We start from the raw sequence: 20,121 nt of genomic DNA on the forward strand, positions 1-20,121 counted from the left end.
GCCTGAGAGCTCCCTTCGTCTATCGGTTAGGACGGCAGCCTCTCACGTTGCAAAGACGGGTTCGATTCCCGTAGGGAGCGCCACTCACATCACGCCACCGCTTGTGCACCTGTGATTTCCACCAGTGATCCGCACATGAACGGCGCTTCTTCGCTGGCGAGGAAGGCGACGAGGGCGGCGACTTCTTCCGGTTTTCCCACCCGGCCGAATGGCACGAGCTTGTCGAGGTCGGCCATGGTGCGGCCCGAACGCTTCACGCCGGATTCCAGCATGGGTGTGTGGATTTCTCCGGGGCAGACGGCATTCACGCGGATCTTGTGAGGCGCACAATCGCGTCCGAGGTTCTGTGTGAACGATGCTACTGCGGCCTTGCTCACGTTGTAGGCAATGTGGTTGGGGGCAGGGTGAAGGCCCCACTGCGAAGCGGTGTTGACGATGGCGCCACCGCCTTGGGCGATCATGCCGGGAATGACCGCACGGCAGAGATGGAACATGGCGTCGATGTTCACCGCGAAGGTGATGTTCCAGTCATCCTCCGAAATATCCATGATGTTGCCACGGCGCATGACGCCTGCATTGTTGATGAGAATGTCGACGCGGCCATGGCGCTTGACCACCTCAGCGGCGAGGCGGCGGCACGCCTCCGCCTGTGCAATGTCGGCCTGCAGGCTCTCCGCCTTGCCACCGGATGCGGCGATGGCACGTGCCACCTCTGATGCACCGTCCAGGTTGGAGTCCGTCACGATGACGATGGCCCCTTCCGCTGCCAGCCGTTTGGCAATGGCGCTGCCGATGCCGCCGCCACCGCCTGTGACGATGGCAACCTTCTGTTCAAACCGCATGTTGTCCCTCATCTGATGTAGCTGCCGCCATTCAAGTCGAGTGTGGCACCGTTGAGTGATGATTGCGAAGCGCGCAAGGCGAAGGCGACCAGGTCTGCCACCTCGGCAGGCTCGGCCATCTTGCCCGTCGGAATGTCTGCCACCGCTGCCGCAAGCCCGTGTGCCGCCACGAAGTCCTCGGCCATGTCGGTGCGCACCCAGCCCGGCGCGATGGCGATCGAGACAACACCTTCCCGCCCGAAGCTGCGCGCCAGCGATTTCGAAAGATTGAGAAGGGCAGCCTTGGTGGCGCCATACGGAATGCACTCCGCCGAATAGCCCCGCTGCCCGGCGCGGCTCGCCATGTGGATGATGCGGCCGCCGCCATGCTGACGGAAATGCAGCACGGCGGCGCGCGCGATATCGGCGGCGGCCAGCAGGTTCACCTGCACATCCCGCGCCCAGCCCGCGTGCCACTCTGCATCGCTTGCGGTGATCTCGACCACGCTGCGGATGCCCGCATTGTTGACGACACCGTGGATTCGGCCCGCGCGCTGAACGGCGTCTTCAAACAAGCGTCCCGGTGCGGCAGGCGAAGTGAAATCCGCGCCGATGCACCAGCCTTGGCCGACGCGCTTCAGCAGAGCCTCTGCGGCATCGAGGTCACGGCCGTAGTGAATGATGGGGCTGGCGCCCTCGCGGGCAACCGCCTCCACAATCGCCGCACCGATGCCGCGCGAGCCACCCGTCACCAGAATGTTCTGCCCGGCGAGAGTCATCTCAGCCCAGTTCTCCCACTTGCGACCCCCAACTGTCGGAGAGTGCGAAGCCGCGCGGGAAGGGGTCTCCGGCATCCATGCGCAATTCTTCGCGGCCATAGATCCAGGCTTGCCCCGTGATGCGTGGCAACACCGCCTTGCGGTTTCCCACTGTGGTCTCGCCGATCGCCTCGGCCACGAATTCGCCGCCGATGATGGAGCGCGAGGTGCGCTTGTCGCCGATCCTGATTTCGCCGCGGGCATGGGCCACCGCGAGGTTGGCGGAACTGCCGGTGCCGCAGGGGCTGCGATCCACCCGGCCCGGCTTCAGCGTGGTGCAGGTGCGGAGCGCTCCATCCGCCTCCCCCTGTCGAAACATCACATAGGCCACGTCGTTGAGTGCGGGGATGGCGGGGTGTGCGACGCTGACCTGTTTTGCGATGTGCGCCTTCAGTTCGATTCCCGCCTCGGCAAGATCGCGCGCGTTGGCGGGCGTGATTTCGAGGCCCACCTGCTTGGCATCCACGAGGGCATAGAACACGCCGCCAAAGGCAATGTCGGCAATGATGGTGCCCCAGCGCGGCGTGCGGATCATCTGGTCCTGCGCTTCCACGAAGCACGGCACATTGTCGAGGCTGACGGAAAGGCAGCGGCCGTCCTTGCAGCGGGCGCGTGCCGTGATCAATCCGGCGGGCGTGTCGATGCGCACCACTGTTTCGGGTTCGCGCATCTTCACGCGCCCCGTCTCCAGAAGCGCTGTCACCACGCAGATGCAGTTGCTGCCCGACATGGGGTGCGCGCGGTCCGCCTGCAGCACGATGAAACCTGCATCGGCGTCCGGATGTAACGGCGGCACCAGCAGGTTCATCGACATGGCCACATGGGCGCGCGGCTCAAAGGTGACGAAGCGGCGCAGGCTGTCATCCACGGTGTTGATGTGGTTCATCTGCTCCAGCAGCGTGGCCCCTGGAATAGGCGGCGCGCCACCCACGATCACCTTGCCGATCTCGCCCTGGCAATGGACCTGAAGGATATCGAGGCTGTGCTTCCACATGGATGAACCTCAGAAGCGGTTGACGCGATAGGGCGTCATGTCGATGGGTGGCTTCGCGCCGGTGATCAGGTCCGCCATCAGCCGCGCTGTGGTGGCCGCATAGGTGAGGCCGAGATGGCCGTGACCGGTGGCATAGAACACGCCGCGTGTCTTCGCCGAGGCCGACATGACCGGGATCGTGTCGGGAAACGCTGGCCGGTGCCCCATCCATTCCGTGAAGTTCTCGCAGCGGAGATTGGGCAGCGCCTCGCGGGCGCGCTTCACGGTGATCTTCGAGCGCCGGTAGTCGGGCGCAGCATGTAGCCCCGCCATTTCCACCGTGCCGCCCACGCGAATGCCGCCTGCCGTGGGTGTCACCATGAAGGCGCGCGCAGGCCAGATGATCGAGTGCTTCATCGTGATGCCGGGCGACATGATCTGCGTGTGGTAGCCGCGCTCGGTTTCCAGCGGGATGGGTTCGCCGAGAATTTTCGCCAACGCCGCCGTGTAGGCTCCGGCGCACACCACGGCCGTATCGCAGGCCAGGCGGCGGCCATCTTTGAGGCAGACCTCGGAGATGGCCTCGCCCCGTGTGAAGCCAACCGTTTCGCCCTGCATGATCTTGCCACCCAGTCCGGTGAAGGCATCAGCGAGACGGAGCACAAGGCGATACGGATCGCGCATGGAGCGGTTCTGCGGGAACAGCACGGCCATGCCGATCTTGTCCGAGAGTTCCGGCTCCAGTGCCTTGATCGCCTGCCGCCCCAGCACCTCGTGAGGGAAGTGGAAGCGCTCAAGGATATCGATGTGATCCTTGTCGGCGCGAAATTCGTCTTCGTCGGTGTAGAGCGAGAGGCAACCCTCGTCGGTGAGTTCGCCCTCAAGGCCCGTCTCGCGCAGCAGCGGCAGCAAATCGTCGTAGACGCGGGCGCAAAGGGCGGCACCTTGCGCCTCAAGGTCACGCAGTTTGCCCGGACGCGACGCGGCGATGAAGCGGAGGAACCACGGCAGCAGTTTCGGCATGTAAGCGGGGCGCACCGTCACGGGGCCTTCGGGGTCGAGCATCCAGCCGGGAATCTGCTTCCACACGGAAGGTCGCGAGGCGGGCATGAATTCGGTCACGGCGATAGACGCCATGTTGCCGAAGGACGCGCCCATGCCGGGCGTATCCCGCTCCAGCAACACCACCTTTCGCCCGCGTTTCTGCAACGTGTAGGCCAACGTGGTGCCGATGATGCCGCCGCCGATGACAACCGTGTCCATCATATCATTCCCAGTTCAGAATGGGTTCCATGGCGGCGCGGAATTCGGACTTCTCGTCATCGGTGAGGGGGCCGAGCGGGGCGCGGCATTCTCCGACGGGCAGGCCCTGCAATTCGCAGCCGTATTTGATCTTCTGCACGAACTTCCCGGATTCGAGAATGTTCATGGCGCGATAGAGTGTCTTCATCAGGGACTTGGCCTTCGCCAGGTCGCCGGACCGGAACGTGCGGTCGAGGTCGCAGCAGGCCTTGGCCATGCAGTTCGATGGTCCGCAGATCCAGCTGTCCGCGCCCCAGAACATGAAGTCGAGCGCAATGTCGTCCGAGCCCGAGACAAGCTGGATCTTGCCCTCGTACCGGCTGGCAATGTCGATCGCCCGCTGCAGCGAGCCCGAGCTTTCCTTGATGCCGATGACCCGCGGATTGTCGGCAAAATGGTCCATCAGGTCGAAGCTGATGTCGGAACCATCCTTCGCAGGATAGCTGTAGAGGATGATGTTGACGTCGACCGCCTTCAGCACGGCCTCATAGTGCCTGATCAGTTCCTGCTGGGTGGGCCTTGTGTAGAAGGGAGGCGCGAGGAGCACGGTGTCGTAGCCGATCTTCTTCGCCATTTCCGTCTGCTGGATGACTTCGCGGGTGGCCGGTGCATTGCTGCCGGCGATCAGCAGTTCACCGGGCTTGGCCTGGTCCTTCACGAATTGCAGAACGTCACGGCGCTCTTCCGTGGACTGCGAGAAATATTCGCCCGTCGAACCGTTCGGAACCCAGCCGCTCACACCAGCGGCGCGCAGGTGCTCCATGTGTTTCTCAAACGCCTTGAAATCAATGCCGCCTCCGCTGGTGAAAGGCGTGATGAGGGCGGGCAGGACCCCGGACAGTTGCAGCTTCATGATGAACTCCTATTTGTCGACAATATGTCGACAAATAGTCGACAGAGTCAAGGGAGTTGTGGTAGCATGGCTTTCGAACAATGGCAGGGCCGGGCGATGGCAACAGGAACAGGCGTGGCAAAAGCAGGACGAAAGCCGGTCCGGCAGCGCGCAACGGTGGCACCGGCCCAGGCCGCCCGGACGGTTGCCCGGGCGGGGCGAACCGCAGGTTGGACCGGCGTTTACGACGTGCTGCGCCGTGACATTCTTTCGTTGGCCCTGGCGCCGGGGGAACTGCTCGACGAGATGAGCCTGTCACGCCGCTTCGGCTTCTCGCGCTCGCCCATCCGCGAGGCGCTGATCCGGCTGGCAGGAGATGGCCTTGTCGTCACGCTGCAGAACCGCACCACCATCGTCGCACCCGTCGATATTGCGCGCTTTCCCAGTTACGTGGACGCCCTCGACGTCGCCCAGCGCGTCAACACCAGGCTCGCGGCGGAACTGCGCACCGACGCCGACCTCCGCGCCATTGAAACCGAGCAGAAGGCGTTCATTGCCGCCGTGGCCAGCAAGGATCACCTCGCCATGTCGGAGACCAACAAGAATTTCCACATGGCCATCGCCCGGGCGGGGAAGAACGCCTACATGGCGGCGTTCTACGAACGCCTGCTCGATGAAGGGCGCCGCCTGCTGCACCTGCACTTCGACTACATCGAGCGCACCCGCGACGGCAGGCTGCTGACCGACGAACATGAAGAGATGATCGAGGCCATCCGCGCCCGTGACGTGAGCCTTGCGGACCGCCTGGCCCACGCACACTCCCGCCAGTTCCGCGACAACTTCCTGGAGTTTCTCAAGGCCAATTACAGCGCGCCTATCGACTTCGGCGCCGAAAGGCCGTGAACCCCGGAGTGAATGGCTAACCCCGCACGCCGTCCTTCAACGCGCGGAATTTCTCGGCGAGCGTCATGCGCCGTTCCGGCGCTGGCGGCGGAGCGGGTGTCTCGCTCCCCTTCGCCGCAGTGACGTCACCTTCAGCAACTGCGACAGCGGAAAGTTCTTCCGGCGGCGGCGTGATTTCGGCGATGGCTTCGGCTGCGTCTTCGCGCATGGCGGCCAGCGCCAACGGCTCGGGCTCCGGTCCCCGTTCGCGCGCCGCCAGTGTTTCTTCAACGGCGCGTCCTTCCGCGCTCTGCTGATCCGCGATCTGGGCGGAGAGCGCGTTGAGTTCGGCGATCTTGGCCTTGATGCGGTCGAGCGGTGCGGCATCCGCGGGCAGTTCCGTGGCGACGGGCACCGGCGTTTCCGAACGCGGCAATGACGCGGGCTTCGCCCCTGCCGGCACCGGCATGTCGAAGCTGCGCAATTTGACGGCCTCGTGGCCCGTGAGCTTGGCGATGATGCGCGCGCGCTTGTTGGTCTCCGCCGTCAGTTCCGATGCAAGGGCGCGCAGGGAAGCAATCTCTGCATCCTTGGCGATGAGATCCTTCGACATCACGATGGCACGGTTGCGCTGGCGGTTCACCTGCGCGGTCTTTTCCGACGCCTGCGCACGCGCTTCCTCCATCAGGAATTCCAGGCGGCGCGCCGTCATGGCGTTCTGGGCGCGCAATCCCTCGCGCTCGGCCTGCATGTCGAGAATGGTGGTGGGCACTTCGCGCTTGCGCTTGTAATGGGCCCAGCGGTTGGCAGCGGACCAGATGCCGAAGCCGAAGATCATCGCCAGCACCAAGGCAATGGCAAAGCCAAGGGCGACCAGCAACAGCGATTCAGTTTGCGACATACGGCGATCCGCTACTCAGACGAGACGAGTGCGGTGTTTACCCGGTCTTGGCCGCCTTGGCGACAGGGATATACGCCCTCAGAAGGGGTTCCAGCGGGGCTTGGGCGAATACTTGAGATAGCCCACATTGGCGCCCAGCCGCGCCCCCACGCCCGTGCGGATCGGCGCCAGGATGATGTTGTCCTTCTGCTGGAAGTTCACACCCAGCCCGCCGATCAGGTAGGCCGCACCTTCCACGCCGCCGAAGCGCTCGTAAAGGTCGTCCGGCGAGGACGAGTTGTAGACCAGCGTCATGGTGCGCGAGCCGTTGCCGCCGAAATCAAAGCCCAGCGACGGACCCTGCCAGAAGATTTTCTGCTCGGTGCCGTTCTTGTAATAGATGGTGCCTTCGCCATAGCGCAGGCCGCCGACAAAGGCGCCAGCCGCTTCTTCACCGACAATATAGGCCGACGGCTCACCCTGGTTCTGGAACACGAACTCGATGGCCTGGCCCACGCCACGGCTTGTCTTGCCAAAGAACTGATGGCCACGGGTGACAAGCTCTTCCGTCGTGTAGGTCTCGTGCTGGCGGGGCCGCGACACAATGTTGGTGGTCTGGGCCTGGACGGCCGGGGCCACGACGGGTGTGACCAACGTGGCGGCGGCGAGGGCGGCAAAGCGGCGGCGGGTGAGGTTCATGACAATTCCCCAAAAGTTCTGGCTGGCCTTCAACACCCCTGCCTTGGCGGAGGTGAGGCCGAATTCGGTCCTTTTGGAGTCTTAACGGCAAGGCCGTTTCCGCTTGGTTAACAAAGCTGAAATGACGGATTGCGGAAAATTGGGCGTCAGGCGGAGGCGATGAAGCCGGGATTGTCGAAGCCGCGCTGGCGTTTGCCATAAAGGAGCGGCGCCCCCGACGTATCCACCACCTTGCCGCCCGCCGCTTCCAGCACGGCCTGTCCGGCGGCGGTATCCCATTCCATTGTGCGGCCAAAGCGCGGGTAAAGATCGGCCGAGCCACAGGCGACCTTGCAGAACTTGAGCGACGAACCGGCTGATATCAGCTTCGCCACCTTGATCTTCGAGAGGAATGCATCCGTCTCGGCATCACGGTGCGAGCGGCTGGCGATCACCACCAACCCCGCGGCAGGGGCAGGTCGCACGCGGCAGGCTTTCCACTCGGTCTCTTCCAGCGCGCTGTCGAGGTCAAACTCCGCATGGGCCGCAACACCATTCTCGCCCCAATAGAGGGCGCGCGTGGCGGGCGCAAAAACCACGCCCATGGCGGGCCGTCCGTCACGGATGCGCGCGATGTTCACGGTGAATTCGCCGTTGCGCGAGAGGAATTCCTTGGTGCCGTCCAGTGGATCAACGAGGAAGAAGTCTTCCGCCGTCACCGGCACCACGCCGGCGGCAGCCTGTTCTTCCGCCACCACGGGCACATCGGGAAAGGTTTCGTGCAACCCCGCGAGAATCACCCGCTCTGCCTTTTCATCGGCCTCGGTGACGGGCGACAGGTCGGCCTTGTCCCGCACCGCGAAATCGCTGGCATAGATCGACATGATTTCACGCGCGGCGTCACGGGCCAGCCGCAGAAGCACCAGCATGTCGAGAGAAGGAAGAAGGGAGGGCATGGGCAAGGGGCAATCGGTTTTGTGGACCGCTCTATGGGCTTCACACGGGCGCGCGTCAATGCGGCAAACCTTTGCCGGATTTGTTATAGGTTGGAGCCGAATCAGTCCGGCAACGACATCCCAGGGGCCTCCATGACCGCCGATATTTCCCGCCTTTCCGACATCGATCTGGCCTCGCTGCTGTGCTCGCGCGTGTGCCACGACATCATCTCTCCGGTGGGCGCCATCGCCAACGGCCTCGAACTGATGGACGACCCCGACACCGATGCGGCCATGAAGGCAACGGCCCTCGACATGGTGCGCTCTTCCGCCAAGACGGCGACGGCGAAGCTGAAGTTCTGCCGCATCGCCTTCGGCGCCTCAGGCTCTGCCGGTGCCCACATCGACCTGGGCGAGGCCGGTGAAACCGCCCGCGCCTTCGTCGGCGACGAGAAGATCAAGCTGGATTGGCAGGCCCCGCGCGAAAACCGCCCGAAGGCCGAAGTGAAGCTGTTGCTCAACATGCTGCTGCTCGGCATGGCGGGCATTCCGCGCGGCGGATTGGTGACTGTCTCTGTCGATGGCCGCCGCTTCAAGGTCTCCGCCAAGGGCGAACGCGCCAAGGTTCCGCAGGCCATGGCCGACGTTCTTCTGGGCGTGACGCCGCTCGAAGCCATCGATGCCCGCCTGGTTCAGCCCTATTACACCCGCGTGATCGCCCAATCGGCCAACCTCGCCATCGACATGGTCTTGCAGGGTGAAGACACTGTGGTTGTAAGCGCCGGGTGACCGGTACCTTTACAGGTTGAGTGAATCCGCCGTTTACCACGACTCCACCAACTTCTGATTACAGAAAACTTTACCGAGCCGATTAAGGCCGGGATGAAGTGCCCTCATGTACACAGACCTCAACTTAGGTGAGGTCTCTATGGCAACGTTAACGGCACCCATTCTCGGCGGCACAGTGCGCGGCACGGCATCCGGCGATACAATTACAGGCAGTGCATTCCAAGATACGCTCTGGGGTTTCGGCGGCAACGACGTGTTGAACGGCGGTGCAGGCGACGACAACCTCAACGGCGACGGCGTCTACACGGTGAACGATGCGATTGCCAACGAAGGCAAGGCGATCGCAGCCTACACGGGCACTGTCTCCAGCCCCACAGGCTTGCAACTCGCTTCCATGGGAATCTCAGGCCTCAGTTCCGCCTGGCGCATCCGCAACAGCACGGATTCGGCTGTCACGGTCGTCCTGCAAACGGCAACCAACGGCCCCACCGCGGTTTCGATGACGATCGTGGTTCCGGCCCATTCCGATTATTACGCCCTCAGTTCCAACCTCAGCACCCACAAGCTGACGGTGAACGGCACCCTGGTCGATACCAAGAGCAGCGGCAACTCGCTGTTCAACGTGGGCGATGCGGTGGCCAACCAGTCGGAAGGCAACGACACTGTCTATGGTGGCGGCGGCAACGACAAGATCAACGGCAACGGCGGCAACGACTCGCTCTTCGGCGATGGCGGCAACGACACCATCGACGGCGGCACGGGCAACGACACCATTGACGGCGGCGACAACACCGACACGATCTTCGGCGGCGCCGGCAACGACGTCCTGACGGGCGGCCTCGGCGACGACAAGCTTTTTGGCGATGCGGGCGATGATACGTTCCTCGCCGAATGGTCGACAAATCACGACGAATATGATGGCGGCGACGGCATCGACACCTTCAAGGCCGACGGCACGGAAGTGCAGGGTTATGCCCAGGAAATCGACCTGGCCACCGGCACCAACAACTGGAACGACAAGTTCGTCTCCATCGAGAATCTCATCGGCGGAACCAACAACGACAAGTTCTGGGGCACCGATGGCGCCAACAGCTTCTGGGGCCGCGATGGCAACGACCTGCTCGATGGCCGCGGTGGCGACGACAAGCTCTACGGCGAAAACGGCGATGACACGCTCATCGGTGGTGCAGGCAACGATCTGCTCGACGGCGGCGCGGGAACCGACACGCTCTCAGGCGGTGACGGAACGGATACGCTTTCGGGCGGTGACGGAAATGACACGCTGAATGGCGACGCCGGAAACGACACGCTGAACGGCGATGCAGGCGATGACACACTGAAGGGCGGCGCTGGCGCCGACATTCTCAACGGCGGCATCGGTGCCGACGCACTGTCGGGTGGCGATGACAGCGACACGCTCAACGGCGGTGACGGCAATGACTCGCTCAAGGGCGACGCCGGAAACGATACGCTGAACGGCAATGCTGGCGACGACACGCTCGACGGCGGCATTGGTGACGACATGCTGGACGGCAGCGCGGGCAACGACACGCTCGACGGTGGCCTCGGCAATGATACGCTCAAGGGCGGCGACGGCAACGACGTGCTGAACGGCGGCGACGGCGACGACATCCTCTCCGGCGGCATCGGCCTTGACTCACTCTTCGGCGGCGCAGGCGACGACAAGCTCGACACCGGCGATGGCGATGATCTGCTCGACGGTGGCGCAGGCAACGACACGCTGCAGGCCGGCAACGGCAACGACACTCTCCTCGGCGGTGACGGCCTCGACAGCCTGAACGGCGGTGCCGGCAACGACACGCTCTGGGGCGGCGCAGGTGACGACGTGCTCGCCGGTTCTGACGGCAACGACGTGCTGAACGGCGATGACGGCGTGGACAAGCTGACGGGCGATGCCGGCGACGACACCCTGAATGGTGGCGCGGGCGCGGATACGCTCGACGGCGGCATCGGCAACGACAAGCTCTATGGCGGCGCCGACAACGACGTGCTGATCGGTGGCGAAGGCAACGATACCGTCGATGGCGGCACGGGCAACGACCGCATCACCGGCGGTGCCGGTGCGGATGTGATCATTGGCGGCGACGGCGTTGATACCGCCGACTACCGCAAGTCGGACGTGGGCGTGACGGTGAGCCTGCTCACCAACACGGGCCTGAATGGTGATGCCCAGGGCGATACGCTCTCCGGCATCGAAAACCTCTCGGGCTCAGCCTTCGATGACGTGCTGACGGGCGACAACGGCGCAAACCGCATCACCGGCATGTCCGGTGAAGACAAGATCTACGGCATGGGCGGCAACGATTACATCGCCACCGGTGGCGGTTACGATTATGTTGATGGCGGCGACGGCATTGACACCGTGACCTACGAAGACTCGTGGGACCGCGTTGTCATCAACCTCACCACGGGCAAGAACCAATATGGCGAGGCGTCGCGCGACGTGCTCGTCAATGTCGAGAACATCGTCGGCTCCGAGTTCAACGACTCGATCACCGGCGACGCCGGCGCCAACCGCCTGACAGGCGGTGCGGGCGACGACATGCTGAACGGCATGGCGGGCATTGACTATCTCTATGGCGGCGAAGGCAACGACACCATGACAGGCGGCACCGAAGCCGACGTGTTCGTGTTCGAAGGCAACACCGGCAACGATGTCATCACCGACTTCTGGGCCGGCACCGGCCGCACCGATCGCATCTGGCTCAAGGACATGGACGTAAGCAGCCTGGCCGACACCGACTGGAGCATCGCCGACAGCGCCGCAGGCGTGGTGATCACCGTGGCGGGCCACGGCACGCTCACGCTCGCAGGCGTGCACGTCAACCAGCTCAGCGCGGACGACTTCATCTTCGGGTAACGCCCGGAAACAGAGCAAGCGAGCGTAACTCAAAGGCACTCCTCCGGGAGTGCCTTTTTTATTGCGCCAAGGGCAACACGGTTCCGGCTTGCCCGTAAACATATCATGTTATATAACGCGTTATGCGAAGGAATATGCCGATGCACGACTTTGTCTCCGAACTGGGTTTCGTGGCGCTGGGTACGCGCCTGCGCCGCTTGGGCGAGCGCCTGCAGGCAGATGTGCAGGACATCCTGACGGCGCTGGACGTGAACATTCCTGCCTCGCAACTGCCGATGCTGGCCATGCTGCACGCCCGTAGCCCGGTGGGCATCTCCGCCCTCGCGGGGGGCCTGGGCGTTTCGCAACCCGCCGCCACCCGCATGGTAGGCCTTCTCGCAAGGGCAGGGCTGGCCAGGGTGACTGTGACGGAGGGCGACCAGCGCGGCCGCAGCGTGGTGCTCACCGCCAGGGGCCGCCAGAAGATCGGGAGGGTGATGGCAGATGTGGCGCCCGTCATCGGCCGCAGCCTGCAGGCGATGGCCCACCAGGCAAACGGCAACCTGCTGCAGCAACTCGCCGCCTTCGAGACAGCACTCGATCAGCAAACACTCGCACAGCGTTTTACAGCTGGGAGGAAGACATGACCCATGATCGCCTCGACCGCGCGGTCTGGCACGCGCTCATCGGCCGTCAGGCCTCTCTCGCCCGAAGGCACGGAAAGGCGATGCGGTATGCCGACGACGTCGGTCTGTTCGCCGCCATGGAGGAGGATATACCCGAGGCCCGCCGCGATCTCGTTTCACTCATTCTTCCCGGTGGTCAGATCGTGCTCCTGCAGCCAGGCCCGCATGTGGTGCCGGAGGGAACGGGAGCCGTGCTCCTTACGGAAGGGGTGCAGATGGTGCTGGAGAAACACGTCCCGGCGCCGATCATTTCCGGTGCAGTTGAACTGGGCGATGCCGACGCAGCCGAGATGCTGGACTTGGCGCAGCTCACGAAACCAGGGCCCTTCCTGCCGCGCACTCATGTGCTGGGGACCTTTTACGGCGTGCGGGAGCAGGGCAGGCTGGTGGCGATGGCGGGTGAGCGCATCCGCCTCGACGGCTACAGCGAAGTGAGCGGCGTCTGCACCCACCCCGATCATCGCGGCAAAGGCTACGCCCGCATGCTCTCGCACATCGTCGCGAGGCAAATTCTGGCGCGGGGTGAAACGCCCTTCCTGCACGCCTTCGCCAACAACACGACGGCGATCGCGCTTTACGAGTCGCTCGGCTTTCGGACGCGGAGCATCGTCAGTGTGACGATCCTGAAAAAGACCTGAAAAGGAACTGATTCGTCGGCTCATCCTCCAGAGTTGCACTCCGCGCGGAAATCCGGAGAAACAACTTTTACGAGAATTATTTTCTACCCTGAGGCTGGCCGATGATTGGAAAATCCCGTTCCATTTCAACCGGCAAAAAACCTGAACACTACCGAAGCAATTTATATGAATGGCAAAAACAAGTGTAAGTTGACATTGAAGTACCTTCTGTAGTTGTATTTGTTAACGAACTGTTAACAAGGGGCTGTTGCTCCTGAAGGGTACAAAATGGCTACAAACCTGCAAGCTGGCGACATCTCCATCCTCGGCTACAACTCATCGGATCCGGACAACTTTGCCTTCGTCTCGATGGTGTGGATCCAGGCCGGCACGCAGATCAAGTTCACCGACAACGGCTGGAACGGAACGGCGTTCCTCGCCGCCGGCGAGGGCATCCTCACCTGGACGGCGCCCGCCGACATCGCGCCCGGCACGGTGATCAATTATGCCGCCAGCCCGGCCCAGTTTGTCATGACCGGCAGCTTCAGCCTGGCCACCGCCGGAGACCAGATCATCGCCTATACCGGCGCCGAAGCGACCCCGAATTTCCTCTATGCCGTGCATACGAATGGCGCGAACTGGGGTGCGAGCGCGGTCAACGCCCAGCAGTCCGTCCTGCCGTCGCCGCTGGTGAATGACGTGACGGCCATGTCGGTCGGTGCCTTCAACAACGTTGCCTACACGGGCGCCACGACCTCCGGCACCATCACCGCCATGAAGGCTGCGATCAACGCCGTCGCCAACTGGGGCGGCAACGCCGCCCCCTACACCCAGGCCACCGCCAACATGGCTGTCAGCGCTGCTGCCGTCACGGGCGGAGCAGGCGCCGACACCCTCTCCACGAGCGGCGCGGGCGGCCGCGTGGCGGACGTGAACGCCTATGATGGCGGCGGCGGAATCGACACGGTTGACTACTCGACCTCCATCAACGCACTCACCCTGAACCTGTCGGACGCGACAGGCCTGTCGAACACCCAGGCTGCCTATCACGACACGTTTGCCAACGTGGAGCGCTTCAAGCTGACGGCCTTCAATGACACGTTCATCGGTTCCGCCGGCAATGACATCGTGCTCGATGCCGGCGGCGCTGACAGCTACAGCGGCGGCGCGGGATCTGACGAAGTGAGCTACGAGGATGCAACCGCTGCCGTCACCATCAACCGGACAGTGGCCTCGGGCGCATCCAACACCGGCTGGGCGCTGAACGATACCTACACGTCCATCGAGAAATTCCGCCTTTCGGCCCACAACGATACGTTCATCGGTGCCAATACGGTTGGAACCACCAACTGGGCTTCGGGCATGAACGGCAATGACACCTTCACCTCCGGCGGCGCAGGCACCATCAACCAGTTCTGGGGCGGCGATGGCAACGACAGCGTAACGGGCAGCGCCGGCACCACCAACTTACGCGCGGGAAATGGCGATGACACGTTGACCGGCGGCAGCGGCCGCGACACCGTCTATGGTGACGCAGGAGCCGACACGCTGAACGGCAACGGCGGCATGGACTACCTCCGCGGCGGCGCCAATGACGACATCCTGAACGGTGGCATCGGCAACGACACCCTCTATGGCGATGACGGCGTCGATGAGCTGAACGGCGGCGATGGTGAGGACATTCTTCACGGCGGCACCGGCATCGACACCATCCATGGCGACGCCGGCAACGACAAGATTTACGGCGAAGGCGATGCCGATCTCATCACCGGCGGCGACGGCAACGACACCATCCGCGCCGGTGCGGGCGACGACGTGATCTCTGGCGGCAATGGCAACGACGTGATGTACGGCGAGGCGGGCGGCGACACCTTCCAGTTCACGGCGGGTGAAACGGGCGCCGACTACATCTATGATTTCCAGACGGGCGTGGACGTGATGCAATTCGCCGGCCTCACCGCGGGCGACGTGACCGGCATCACCAACGCCTACGGCAACGCCGTGATCGACTGGGGCAGCGCGGGCGCCAGCATCATCGTGCGCGGCGTGACGTGGGATGCGATCCAGGCCGACTTCGTGTTCGTCTGATTGGGCCCACCCTCAACATTACAGAAGGCACCCTTTGCAGGGTGCCTTTCTTTTGGGGCAGGGCCGCCCGAGAGATGGGCTCCCTCAGCCCGCCGCCTCGTCCTGGCCGAGCCTGCGTTCCAGTTCCACCAGGTCATTGGGCAGCGGCAGTCCGAGGGCGCGGATCTGCGAGAGTTTCTGGCGGATCAGTTCATGCAGTTCATGCATGTCTTCGGGATTTTCCTCCACCGCGGTGAGCAGCAGGTTGATCTGGGCCTCAAGTGCTTCCAGCGCCATGATGCGTTAGTCCTTCCATTCATCGGATCGGGCCATTCTGCGGCGCAGCGCCGCGCGGTGCAAGCGGCAGGTGATCACAGGCCGCGCGGTGCGGGCCGCTGCCACGTGAGCACTGCCAGTGCCGTCAAGACAAAGGCCAGGAACACGATGACAGCGTTGGCGGCGTGCGAGTACTCCCATCTCCGCCGCAGCGCCTCCCAGGTCTCGGGCGCGATGGTCCAGTTGGCGGTGGCCTGGTTGGCGGGGAAAGTCCAGGTGAAGAATACGATCAAGGTGAAGGCAAAGCACGCCAGCGCGGCGAGGGAAAAGGCCATGGGGCGGCGCTGGGTACGGGACAGGAAGGCCAGCAGCGCCAGGACGATCATCGCCGCGAACCACAACAGCCCAAGGATGGACCAGCCCGCATAGATGCCCTGCGCCACGAAATAGCCGGCCTGATCGAGCCGCATCTTGTTCGGCATTGCCGCCAGATGCGCCCCCGAAGGAATGAGCGACAGTGCGCAAAAGACAAGGGCGAGAAACTGCAGCGTGAATATGCGCATGCGACGCTAACGGATGGCAGGCGCGATGGTTCCGTTCGGCTTGCCGTCTTGCACCACAGAAGACAAAAGGCGCCCCGCGAGGCGCCTTTGGCATTTTGGTTCTGGCCGGGAAGTCCTACGCGCTTTCGCGCAGGTCCATGTCGTCGCCCATGGGCGGCGCGCCGTCGCGCAACACGTAGCCGCGGCCCCAGACGGTCTCGATGAAGTTCTTGCCCTGTGCGGCGACCGCCAGCTTCTTGCGCAGCTTGCAGATGAACACGTCGATGATCTTCAGTTCCGGCTCGTCCATGCCGCCGTAGAGGTGGTTGAGGAACATTTCCTTGGTGAGCGTGGTGCCCTTGCGGAGCGAGAGCAGCTCCAGCATCTGGTATTCCTTGCCCGTGAGGTGCACGCGCTGGCCGCCCACTTCCACCGTCTTGGTGTCGAGGTTGACGACGAGTTCGCCCGTGTGGATGACCGACTGGGCATGGCCCTTGGAGCGGCGCACAACGGCGTGGATACGGGCCACCAGTTCGTCCTTGTGGAACGGCTTGGTCATGTAGTCGTCAGCACCGAAGCCCAGGCCCTTGACCTTGTCTTCGATGGCGGCGAGGCCGGAGAGGATGAGGATCGGCGTTCCCACCTTGGAAACACGCAGCGCCTTCAGCACTTCATAGCCGGACATGTCCGGCAGGTTGATGTCGAGAAGGATGATGTCGTAGTCGTAGAGCTTGCCGAGATCGACGCCTTCTTCACCCAGGTCGGTGGTGTAAACATTGAAACCTTCGGACTTGAGCATCAACTCGATGCTCTGGGCCGTCGCGGTATCATCCTCGATCAGCAACACTCTCATGCGAATCCCCTTCGATTCCGGGCGCCGCTCTCCCACGGAACCCTATTCAAACTCGGCGCAGCCCGGCTGGGCGCGCTACGAAACATTAACTGTGAACGTTAAGATAGGCTGAGAAAGGTTAACAAAACCTAAGCCCCTGTGGCCGGATTGAGGCAATCCCCACACAAGGGATTGTGTGCCACGGCCCGCACCCACAAAATGTGGATGCTGCAAGCAGAACGCGAAAAATCGTTCGCTGTGCCCGTACATGGCTTTCCGGTTTACCCCGTCTTAAACCTGATTGTTCATGATGAACGCGATTGGACTGACCCGGACAGAGCTAGTTGATTCGCTGACTCCTGAATAGAGTCAACGGGAGTCAAGAGCGGGAATTCGCATCGGGGCGGCAGTCAGTGTGTTGTGTAGAGTGAGGAAAACATGCGTTCACGCGATAGCCTATTGAGGCTTCACCGCTTCCGCACCGAGGATGTCCGCCGCCAGGTGGCCGACATGGATCTGATGATCCAGGACCTCATGAGGAAGCATGATGAACTCGATGCCCATGTCAAAGCGGAAGAGGGGCGCACGGGCATCTCGGACCCCAACAACGTCAACTATTCCATGGCCGCGAAGTCGGTGCGGTCACGCCGCGACAACATCCTGCGCACGGTTGCGGAACTCCGCGACCAGCATGATGCCATGAAGGACAAGCTGAAGGACGAAGAGTCCGAACTGCGCAAGGTCGAACTGCTGGTGGAGAAGGAAGGCGGCTCGCTGAAGCCCGCACCCCTCGCCCCGCCGCCCGGCGCCATGATCGGCCACGCCATCGCCCGCTGACCAATCGAGGTACGGCGGGAAAACGGAATGGCCGGGGAAACCCGGCCATCTTGTTTTAGCGGAGGCCGTCGCTCGCTACGAGCGGATGGCATGCCTGCGGAGCAAGTCGTAGTAGGGCCGCGCCTCATCGGCGATGCGCGCGAGAGAGGCGGGGAGCGCGGGCATGTTTTCTTCCTCGGACTTGCCGAAGCCTTGCGATTGCCACACTGCATTGTACCAGTGTTGCGCCCAGACACCGTCGAAGGGCTTGGGTCCCTTCGGCCATTTCAGCATGGCTTCATCGAACGGGATCCCGCAGGCCGCGCACAGTTTCGTCAGCGTGGCGCGCGGATGGGAAAGCACGTCTTCCGCATCCACGACCGGCGGCGCGTGGCCCAGTTTCTGCGCCACCATGTCGAAGATCTCCGCCTGCGCCACGAAGCCAATGGAATGCAAGTCCACTTCGGCCCATTTCTTGGCATAGCTCGCCAGCACCCGCGACGGATCGCGGATGAGAAAAGCATTGGTGAGCTTCAGGATGAAACTGCGGTCGTAGCCCGGCAGCATGTGATGTGTCATGTGCTTCTGGTAGAAGAGCGGCTTTCGCGGCGGTGTCACACACCGCGCGACAAGCCTGTCCCAATCCGTCTCCATGGAGGCGATGATCTCGTCGCGCATGGGATGATCATTCCCCCGCGTGCTGAGCGAGAAGCCGTAGAAGGGTTCGTCCCAGGCTTCGCAGTCCGCCCGGTTTCCGAAGGAATACATCATGGCTGTGGAGATGTTGCGGGGGCCGGACCACATGGCAAGGATCGTCATCGTTTCACCTGCGTGGAAATGAAGAACCACACCGCCGCCAGGGCGATGAGAATGGCGAGGCCGCGCCGGATGGTGACGGCATGCGGAGAGGTTTCAAGAAATGTCGCCGCCGACCCCGCCATCACGGCGATGCCGGAATGAATGACCGTGGCAACGGTCACATAGATGGCGGACAGGAGCGCAACCTCTGCCGCGATGCTCATGCGGCCGGAGATGAACTGCGGCAGCATGGCCGCATAGAAGAGATAGGCCTTCGGATTGAGGATGTTGCTGATGAGCCCCTGCCGGAAGGCAATGCCGCGCGTGGCATTCGTGTGTTTGAGTTCACCATCGCCCTCCCACCAGGCATCCCACGCGAGATAGAAGAGGTAGAGCGTGCCGCCCCAGCGCAGCACCTGGAACAGCACCGGAAATTCCGTGAGGATGGCGGTGAGGCCCGAGCCTGCGACTATGGCTGCAATGGCAAGGCCAAGGCACACGCCCGCAACGGCGGCGAGCGCCGTCGTCCGCCCCCGGCTGGCACCCAACACTGCAAGCCACGTCATGTTGGGCCCGGGCGTCAGTTCGATGAGGGTTGCGGCGATGATGAAGGAGAGGAGCATCAGAGCGTCCGGCTGCTCTCCGCCACGCACAGTGCCTTGTAGCCTTCCGACAGCCTGCGCGAAATCGGCCCGGCCCCGCTCCAGGGTTCCGGCGACAGCGGGTGCCGCACCGGGCGGCCATCAATCACGCGTACGGGAATGAGCCCCGCGAAGGTGCCCGTGACGAAGGCCTCGTCGGCACCATAGACATCATAGAGCGAGAACTGCTTTTCATGGGCCGGAATGCCGAGCGACGTTGCCACGCGCAACATGTTGCCGCGCGTGATGCCGGGAATGCAGTACTGCCCGGTCGAGGTCCACAACTCGCCGCGCCGCACGATGAAGAAGTGCGTGGAGTTGCAGGTGGCGACGAAGCCCAGCGGGTCCAGCATCAGGGCTTCATCCGCACCCGCATTCGCCGCCTGCACACAGGCCGTGATGCAGTTGAGCTTCGAATGCGAGTTGAGCTTCTGGTCCTGCACGTCCGGCGCGCCACGCCGCACGTTGACAGTGTGCAGCGCCAGGCCCTCCGCGAATTTCTTCGGGTTCGGTTCCTTGTATTCGGGGATGATGACGATGGTAGCGGGCGAGATCGTCACCCGCGGGTCCTGATAGGGCGTGGCCTTCACGCCGCGCGTGACCATGAGGCGGATGTGCACGCCGTCCATCATCTTGTTGGCATCGATGCAAGCGAAGAGTCGCTTCACCAATTCCTCAGGCGCCACGCCAATCTCCATGAAGATCGATTTGGCGCCCTCGTACAGTCGCTCGATGTGGGCGCGCAGGAACGGCACCCCGCCCTTCACCAGCCGCAAGCCTTCCCACACACCGTCGCCCAGGATGAAACCGGAATCAAAAACCGACACCATGGCCTGCGCCCTGGGGAACAGCGTGCCATTCACCGAGATGAGAATGTCGAGATTGCGCGGATCGATGTGGGCATCATGGATGTTGGATTGGGGCGTTGTCATACCCACCAGTTAGCGGGATTTGCCGTTGTCAGCAAACACCGCCGCTGCAGCCGTTGCCGTCGCCCTGCGTGGCCGAGCCGCTGTTGCCATCTTTCGCGCCACCGTCTTCCCGGGCCGCCGCCGGAACAGGGGGCAAGGGGCCCC

The 20,121-nt window shown here is 63.2% G+C and carries 21 protein-coding genes and 1 tRNA gene; 8 read left to right on the forward strand and 14 right to left on the reverse strand.

Annotation, left to right across the window (positions count from 1 at the left end):
* Window positions 1-8 precede the first annotated feature (8 nt).
* Window positions 9-83, forward strand: a tRNA-Glu gene (locus IPM06_12180).
* A gap of 6 nt (window positions 84-89) precedes the next feature.
* Here the strand turns inward: IPM06_12180 and IPM06_12185 are convergent.
* The 5 genes from IPM06_12185 to dapA are packed head-to-tail and all read right to left on the reverse strand — an operon-like array spanning window position 90 to window position 4,761.
* A complete protein-coding gene (locus IPM06_12185) occupies window positions 90-842 on the reverse strand; it encodes an SDR family oxidoreductase (GenBank protein MBK8771179.1) in 753 nt (250 codons plus the stop codon).
* 8 nt (window positions 843-850) lie between these two features.
* Complete coding sequence (locus tag IPM06_12190; GenBank protein MBK8771180.1) at window positions 851-1,600, reverse strand: SDR family oxidoreductase; 750 nt, start codon at window positions 1,598-1,600, stop codon at window positions 851-853.
* A 1-nt stretch (window position 1,601) separates the two neighbouring features.
* Window positions 1,602-2,633: a proline racemase family protein gene (locus IPM06_12195; protein MBK8771181.1), complete on the reverse strand. Its 1,032-nt coding sequence runs from the start codon at window positions 2,631-2,633 to the stop codon at window positions 1,602-1,604.
* A 9-nt stretch (window positions 2,634-2,642) separates the two neighbouring features.
* Window positions 2,643-3,875, reverse strand: coding sequence for an FAD-binding oxidoreductase (locus IPM06_12200; GenBank protein MBK8771182.1), 1,233 nt, complete (start codon window positions 3,873-3,875; stop codon window positions 2,643-2,645).
* A gap of 4 nt (window positions 3,876-3,879) precedes the next feature.
* A complete protein-coding gene (gene dapA, locus IPM06_12205; GenBank protein ID MBK8771183.1) occupies window positions 3,880-4,761 on the reverse strand; it encodes a 4-hydroxy-tetrahydrodipicolinate synthase in 882 nt (293 codons plus the stop codon).
* 102 nt (window positions 4,762-4,863) lie between these two features.
* Here dapA and IPM06_12210 point away from each other — a divergent pair, with 102 nt between their 5' ends.
* Window positions 4,864-5,649 (forward strand): GntR family transcriptional regulator, encoded by a 786-nt coding sequence (locus IPM06_12210; GenBank protein ID MBK8771184.1) that lies wholly within the window; start codon window positions 4,864-4,866, stop codon window positions 5,647-5,649.
* A gap of 16 nt (window positions 5,650-5,665) precedes the next feature.
* On the opposite strand, the gene IPM06_12215 is transcribed toward IPM06_12210, so the two are convergent.
* From IPM06_12215 to cysQ, 3 genes are all read right to left on the reverse strand, one after another.
* Entirely contained in the window at window positions 5,666-6,529 is an 864-nt protein-coding gene (locus IPM06_12215; GenBank protein MBK8771185.1) for a hypothetical protein, read from the reverse strand.
* A gap of 78 nt (window positions 6,530-6,607) precedes the next feature.
* The gene (locus tag IPM06_12220; GenBank protein MBK8771186.1) at window positions 6,608-7,207 is read right to left on the reverse strand and encodes a DUF1134 domain-containing protein; all 600 of its coding nucleotides are present in this window, start codon (window positions 7,205-7,207) and stop codon (window positions 6,608-6,610) included.
* Between the two features lie 146 nt (window positions 7,208-7,353).
* Window positions 7,354-8,142: a 3'(2'),5'-bisphosphate nucleotidase CysQ gene (cysQ, locus tag IPM06_12225; GenBank protein ID MBK8771187.1), complete on the reverse strand. Its 789-nt coding sequence runs from the start codon at window positions 8,140-8,142 to the stop codon at window positions 7,354-7,356.
* Between the two features lie 132 nt (window positions 8,143-8,274).
* Here cysQ and IPM06_12230 point away from each other — a divergent pair, with 132 nt between their 5' ends.
* The 5 genes from IPM06_12230 (at window position 8,275) to IPM06_12250 (ending at window position 15,161) form a co-directional block, all read left to right on the forward strand.
* Complete coding sequence (locus IPM06_12230; GenBank protein ID MBK8771188.1) at window positions 8,275-8,910, forward strand: histidine phosphotransferase; 636 nt, start codon at window positions 8,275-8,277, stop codon at window positions 8,908-8,910.
* A gap of 139 nt (window positions 8,911-9,049) precedes the next feature.
* Window positions 9,050-11,791, forward strand: coding sequence for a hypothetical protein (locus tag IPM06_12235; GenBank protein MBK8771189.1), 2,742 nt, complete (start codon window positions 9,050-9,052; stop codon window positions 11,789-11,791).
* Window positions 11,792-11,931: 140 nt separating this feature from the next.
* On the forward strand, window positions 11,932-12,417 hold the full coding sequence (locus IPM06_12240; protein ID MBK8771190.1) for a MarR family transcriptional regulator: 486 nt from the start codon (window positions 11,932-11,934) through the stop codon (window positions 12,415-12,417).
* A complete protein-coding gene (locus IPM06_12245) occupies window positions 12,414-13,094 on the forward strand; it encodes a GNAT family N-acetyltransferase (protein MBK8771191.1) in 681 nt (226 codons plus the stop codon). The genes IPM06_12240 and IPM06_12245 overlap by 4 nt, the downstream gene beginning before the upstream one ends.
* 267 nt (window positions 13,095-13,361) lie before the next feature.
* Entirely contained in the window at window positions 13,362-15,161 is a 1,800-nt protein-coding gene (locus IPM06_12250) for a hypothetical protein (GenBank protein ID MBK8771192.1), read from the forward strand.
* Between the two features lie 84 nt (window positions 15,162-15,245).
* On the opposite strand, the gene IPM06_12255 is transcribed toward IPM06_12250, so the two are convergent.
* From IPM06_12255 to IPM06_12265, 3 genes are all read right to left on the reverse strand, one after another.
* Entirely contained in the window at window positions 15,246-15,437 is a 192-nt protein-coding gene (locus tag IPM06_12255; protein MBK8771193.1) for a hypothetical protein, read from the reverse strand.
* A gap of 74 nt (window positions 15,438-15,511) precedes the next feature.
* Window positions 15,512-15,979 (reverse strand): DUF1772 domain-containing protein, encoded by a 468-nt coding sequence (locus IPM06_12260; GenBank protein MBK8771194.1) that lies wholly within the window; start codon window positions 15,977-15,979, stop codon window positions 15,512-15,514.
* A 115-nt stretch (window positions 15,980-16,094) separates the two neighbouring features.
* Window positions 16,095-16,811: a response regulator transcription factor gene (locus IPM06_12265; protein MBK8771195.1), complete on the reverse strand. Its 717-nt coding sequence runs from the start codon at window positions 16,809-16,811 to the stop codon at window positions 16,095-16,097.
* A gap of 417 nt (window positions 16,812-17,228) precedes the next feature.
* On the opposite strand from IPM06_12265, the gene IPM06_12270 reads away from it, so the two are divergent.
* Entirely contained in the window at window positions 17,229-17,627 is a 399-nt protein-coding gene (locus IPM06_12270; GenBank protein MBK8771196.1) for a flagellar export protein FliJ, read from the forward strand.
* A gap of 75 nt (window positions 17,628-17,702) precedes the next feature.
* On the opposite strand, the gene IPM06_12275 is transcribed toward IPM06_12270, so the two are convergent.
* Genes IPM06_12275 through IPM06_12285 form a run of 3 tightly spaced genes read right to left on the reverse strand, consistent with a single transcriptional unit; the run spans window position 17,703 to window position 19,977 of the window.
* A complete protein-coding gene (locus tag IPM06_12275) occupies window positions 17,703-18,410 on the reverse strand; it encodes an HAD family hydrolase (GenBank protein ID MBK8771197.1) in 708 nt (235 codons plus the stop codon).
* Window positions 18,411-18,421: 11 nt separating this feature from the next.
* On the reverse strand, window positions 18,422-19,027 hold the full coding sequence (locus tag IPM06_12280) for a LysE family translocator (GenBank protein ID MBK8771198.1): 606 nt from the start codon (window positions 19,025-19,027) through the stop codon (window positions 18,422-18,424).
* The gene (locus IPM06_12285; protein ID MBK8771199.1) at window positions 19,027-19,977 is read right to left on the reverse strand and encodes an aminotransferase class IV; all 951 of its coding nucleotides are present in this window, start codon (window positions 19,975-19,977) and stop codon (window positions 19,027-19,029) included. Before IPM06_12285 ends, IPM06_12280 begins: the two co-directional genes overlap by 1 nt.
* Between the last annotated feature and the right edge of the window lie 144 nt (window positions 19,978-20,121).

This window comes from Hyphomicrobiales bacterium (assembly GCA_016710435.1).
In the GTDB taxonomy this organism is placed as follows: Bacteria; Pseudomonadota; Alphaproteobacteria; order Rhizobiales; family Aestuariivirgaceae; genus Aestuariivirga.

Excerpts from the sequence above, each read along its gene's own strand:
- IPM06_12185 (MBK8771179.1), bottom strand. The coding sequence starts at position 842 with ATGCGGTTTGAACAGAAGGTTGCCATCGTCACAGGCGGTGGCGGCGGC.
- IPM06_12190 (MBK8771180.1), bottom strand. The coding sequence starts at position 1,600 with ATGACTCTCGCCGGGCAGAACATTCTGGTGACGGGTGGCTCGCGCGGC.
- IPM06_12195 (MBK8771181.1), bottom strand. The coding sequence starts at position 2,633 with ATGTGGAAGCACAGCCTCGATATCCTTCAGGTCCATTGCCAGGGCGAG.
- IPM06_12200 (MBK8771182.1), bottom strand. The coding sequence starts at position 3,875 with ATGGACACGGTTGTCATCGGCGGCGGCATCATCGGCACCACGTTGGCC.
- IPM06_12210 (MBK8771184.1), top strand. The coding sequence starts at position 4,864 with ATGGCAACAGGAACAGGCGTGGCAAAAGCAGGACGAAAGCCGGTCCGG.
- IPM06_12215 (MBK8771185.1), bottom strand. The coding sequence starts at position 6,529 with ATGTCGCAAACTGAATCGCTGTTGCTGGTCGCCCTTGGCTTTGCCATT.
- IPM06_12220 (MBK8771186.1), bottom strand. The coding sequence starts at position 7,207 with ATGAACCTCACCCGCCGCCGCTTTGCCGCCCTCGCCGCCGCCACGTTG.
- cysQ (MBK8771187.1), bottom strand. The coding sequence starts at position 8,142 with ATGCCCTCCCTTCTTCCTTCTCTCGACATGCTGGTGCTTCTGCGGCTG.
- IPM06_12230 (MBK8771188.1), top strand. The coding sequence starts at position 8,275 with ATGACCGCCGATATTTCCCGCCTTTCCGACATCGATCTGGCCTCGCTG.
- IPM06_12235 (MBK8771189.1), top strand. The coding sequence starts at position 9,050 with ATGGCAACGTTAACGGCACCCATTCTCGGCGGCACAGTGCGCGGCACG.
- IPM06_12240 (MBK8771190.1), top strand. The coding sequence starts at position 11,932 with ATGCACGACTTTGTCTCCGAACTGGGTTTCGTGGCGCTGGGTACGCGC.
- IPM06_12245 (MBK8771191.1), top strand. The coding sequence starts at position 12,414 with ATGACCCATGATCGCCTCGACCGCGCGGTCTGGCACGCGCTCATCGGC.
- IPM06_12250 (MBK8771192.1), top strand. The coding sequence starts at position 13,362 with ATGGCTACAAACCTGCAAGCTGGCGACATCTCCATCCTCGGCTACAAC.
- IPM06_12255 (MBK8771193.1), bottom strand. The coding sequence starts at position 15,437 with ATGGCGCTGGAAGCACTTGAGGCCCAGATCAACCTGCTGCTCACCGCG.
- IPM06_12260 (MBK8771194.1), bottom strand. The coding sequence starts at position 15,979 with ATGCGCATATTCACGCTGCAGTTTCTCGCCCTTGTCTTTTGCGCACTG.
- IPM06_12265 (MBK8771195.1), bottom strand. The coding sequence starts at position 16,811 with ATGAGAGTGTTGCTGATCGAGGATGATACCGCGACGGCCCAGAGCATC.
- IPM06_12270 (MBK8771196.1), top strand. The coding sequence starts at position 17,229 with ATGCGTTCACGCGATAGCCTATTGAGGCTTCACCGCTTCCGCACCGAG.
- IPM06_12275 (MBK8771197.1), bottom strand. The coding sequence starts at position 18,410 with ATGTGGTCCGGCCCCCGCAACATCTCCACAGCCATGATGTATTCCTTC.
- IPM06_12280 (MBK8771198.1), bottom strand. The coding sequence starts at position 19,027 with ATGCTCCTCTCCTTCATCATCGCCGCAACCCTCATCGAACTGACGCCC.
- IPM06_12285 (MBK8771199.1), bottom strand. The coding sequence starts at position 19,977 with ATGACAACGCCCCAATCCAACATCCATGATGCCCACATCGATCCGCGC.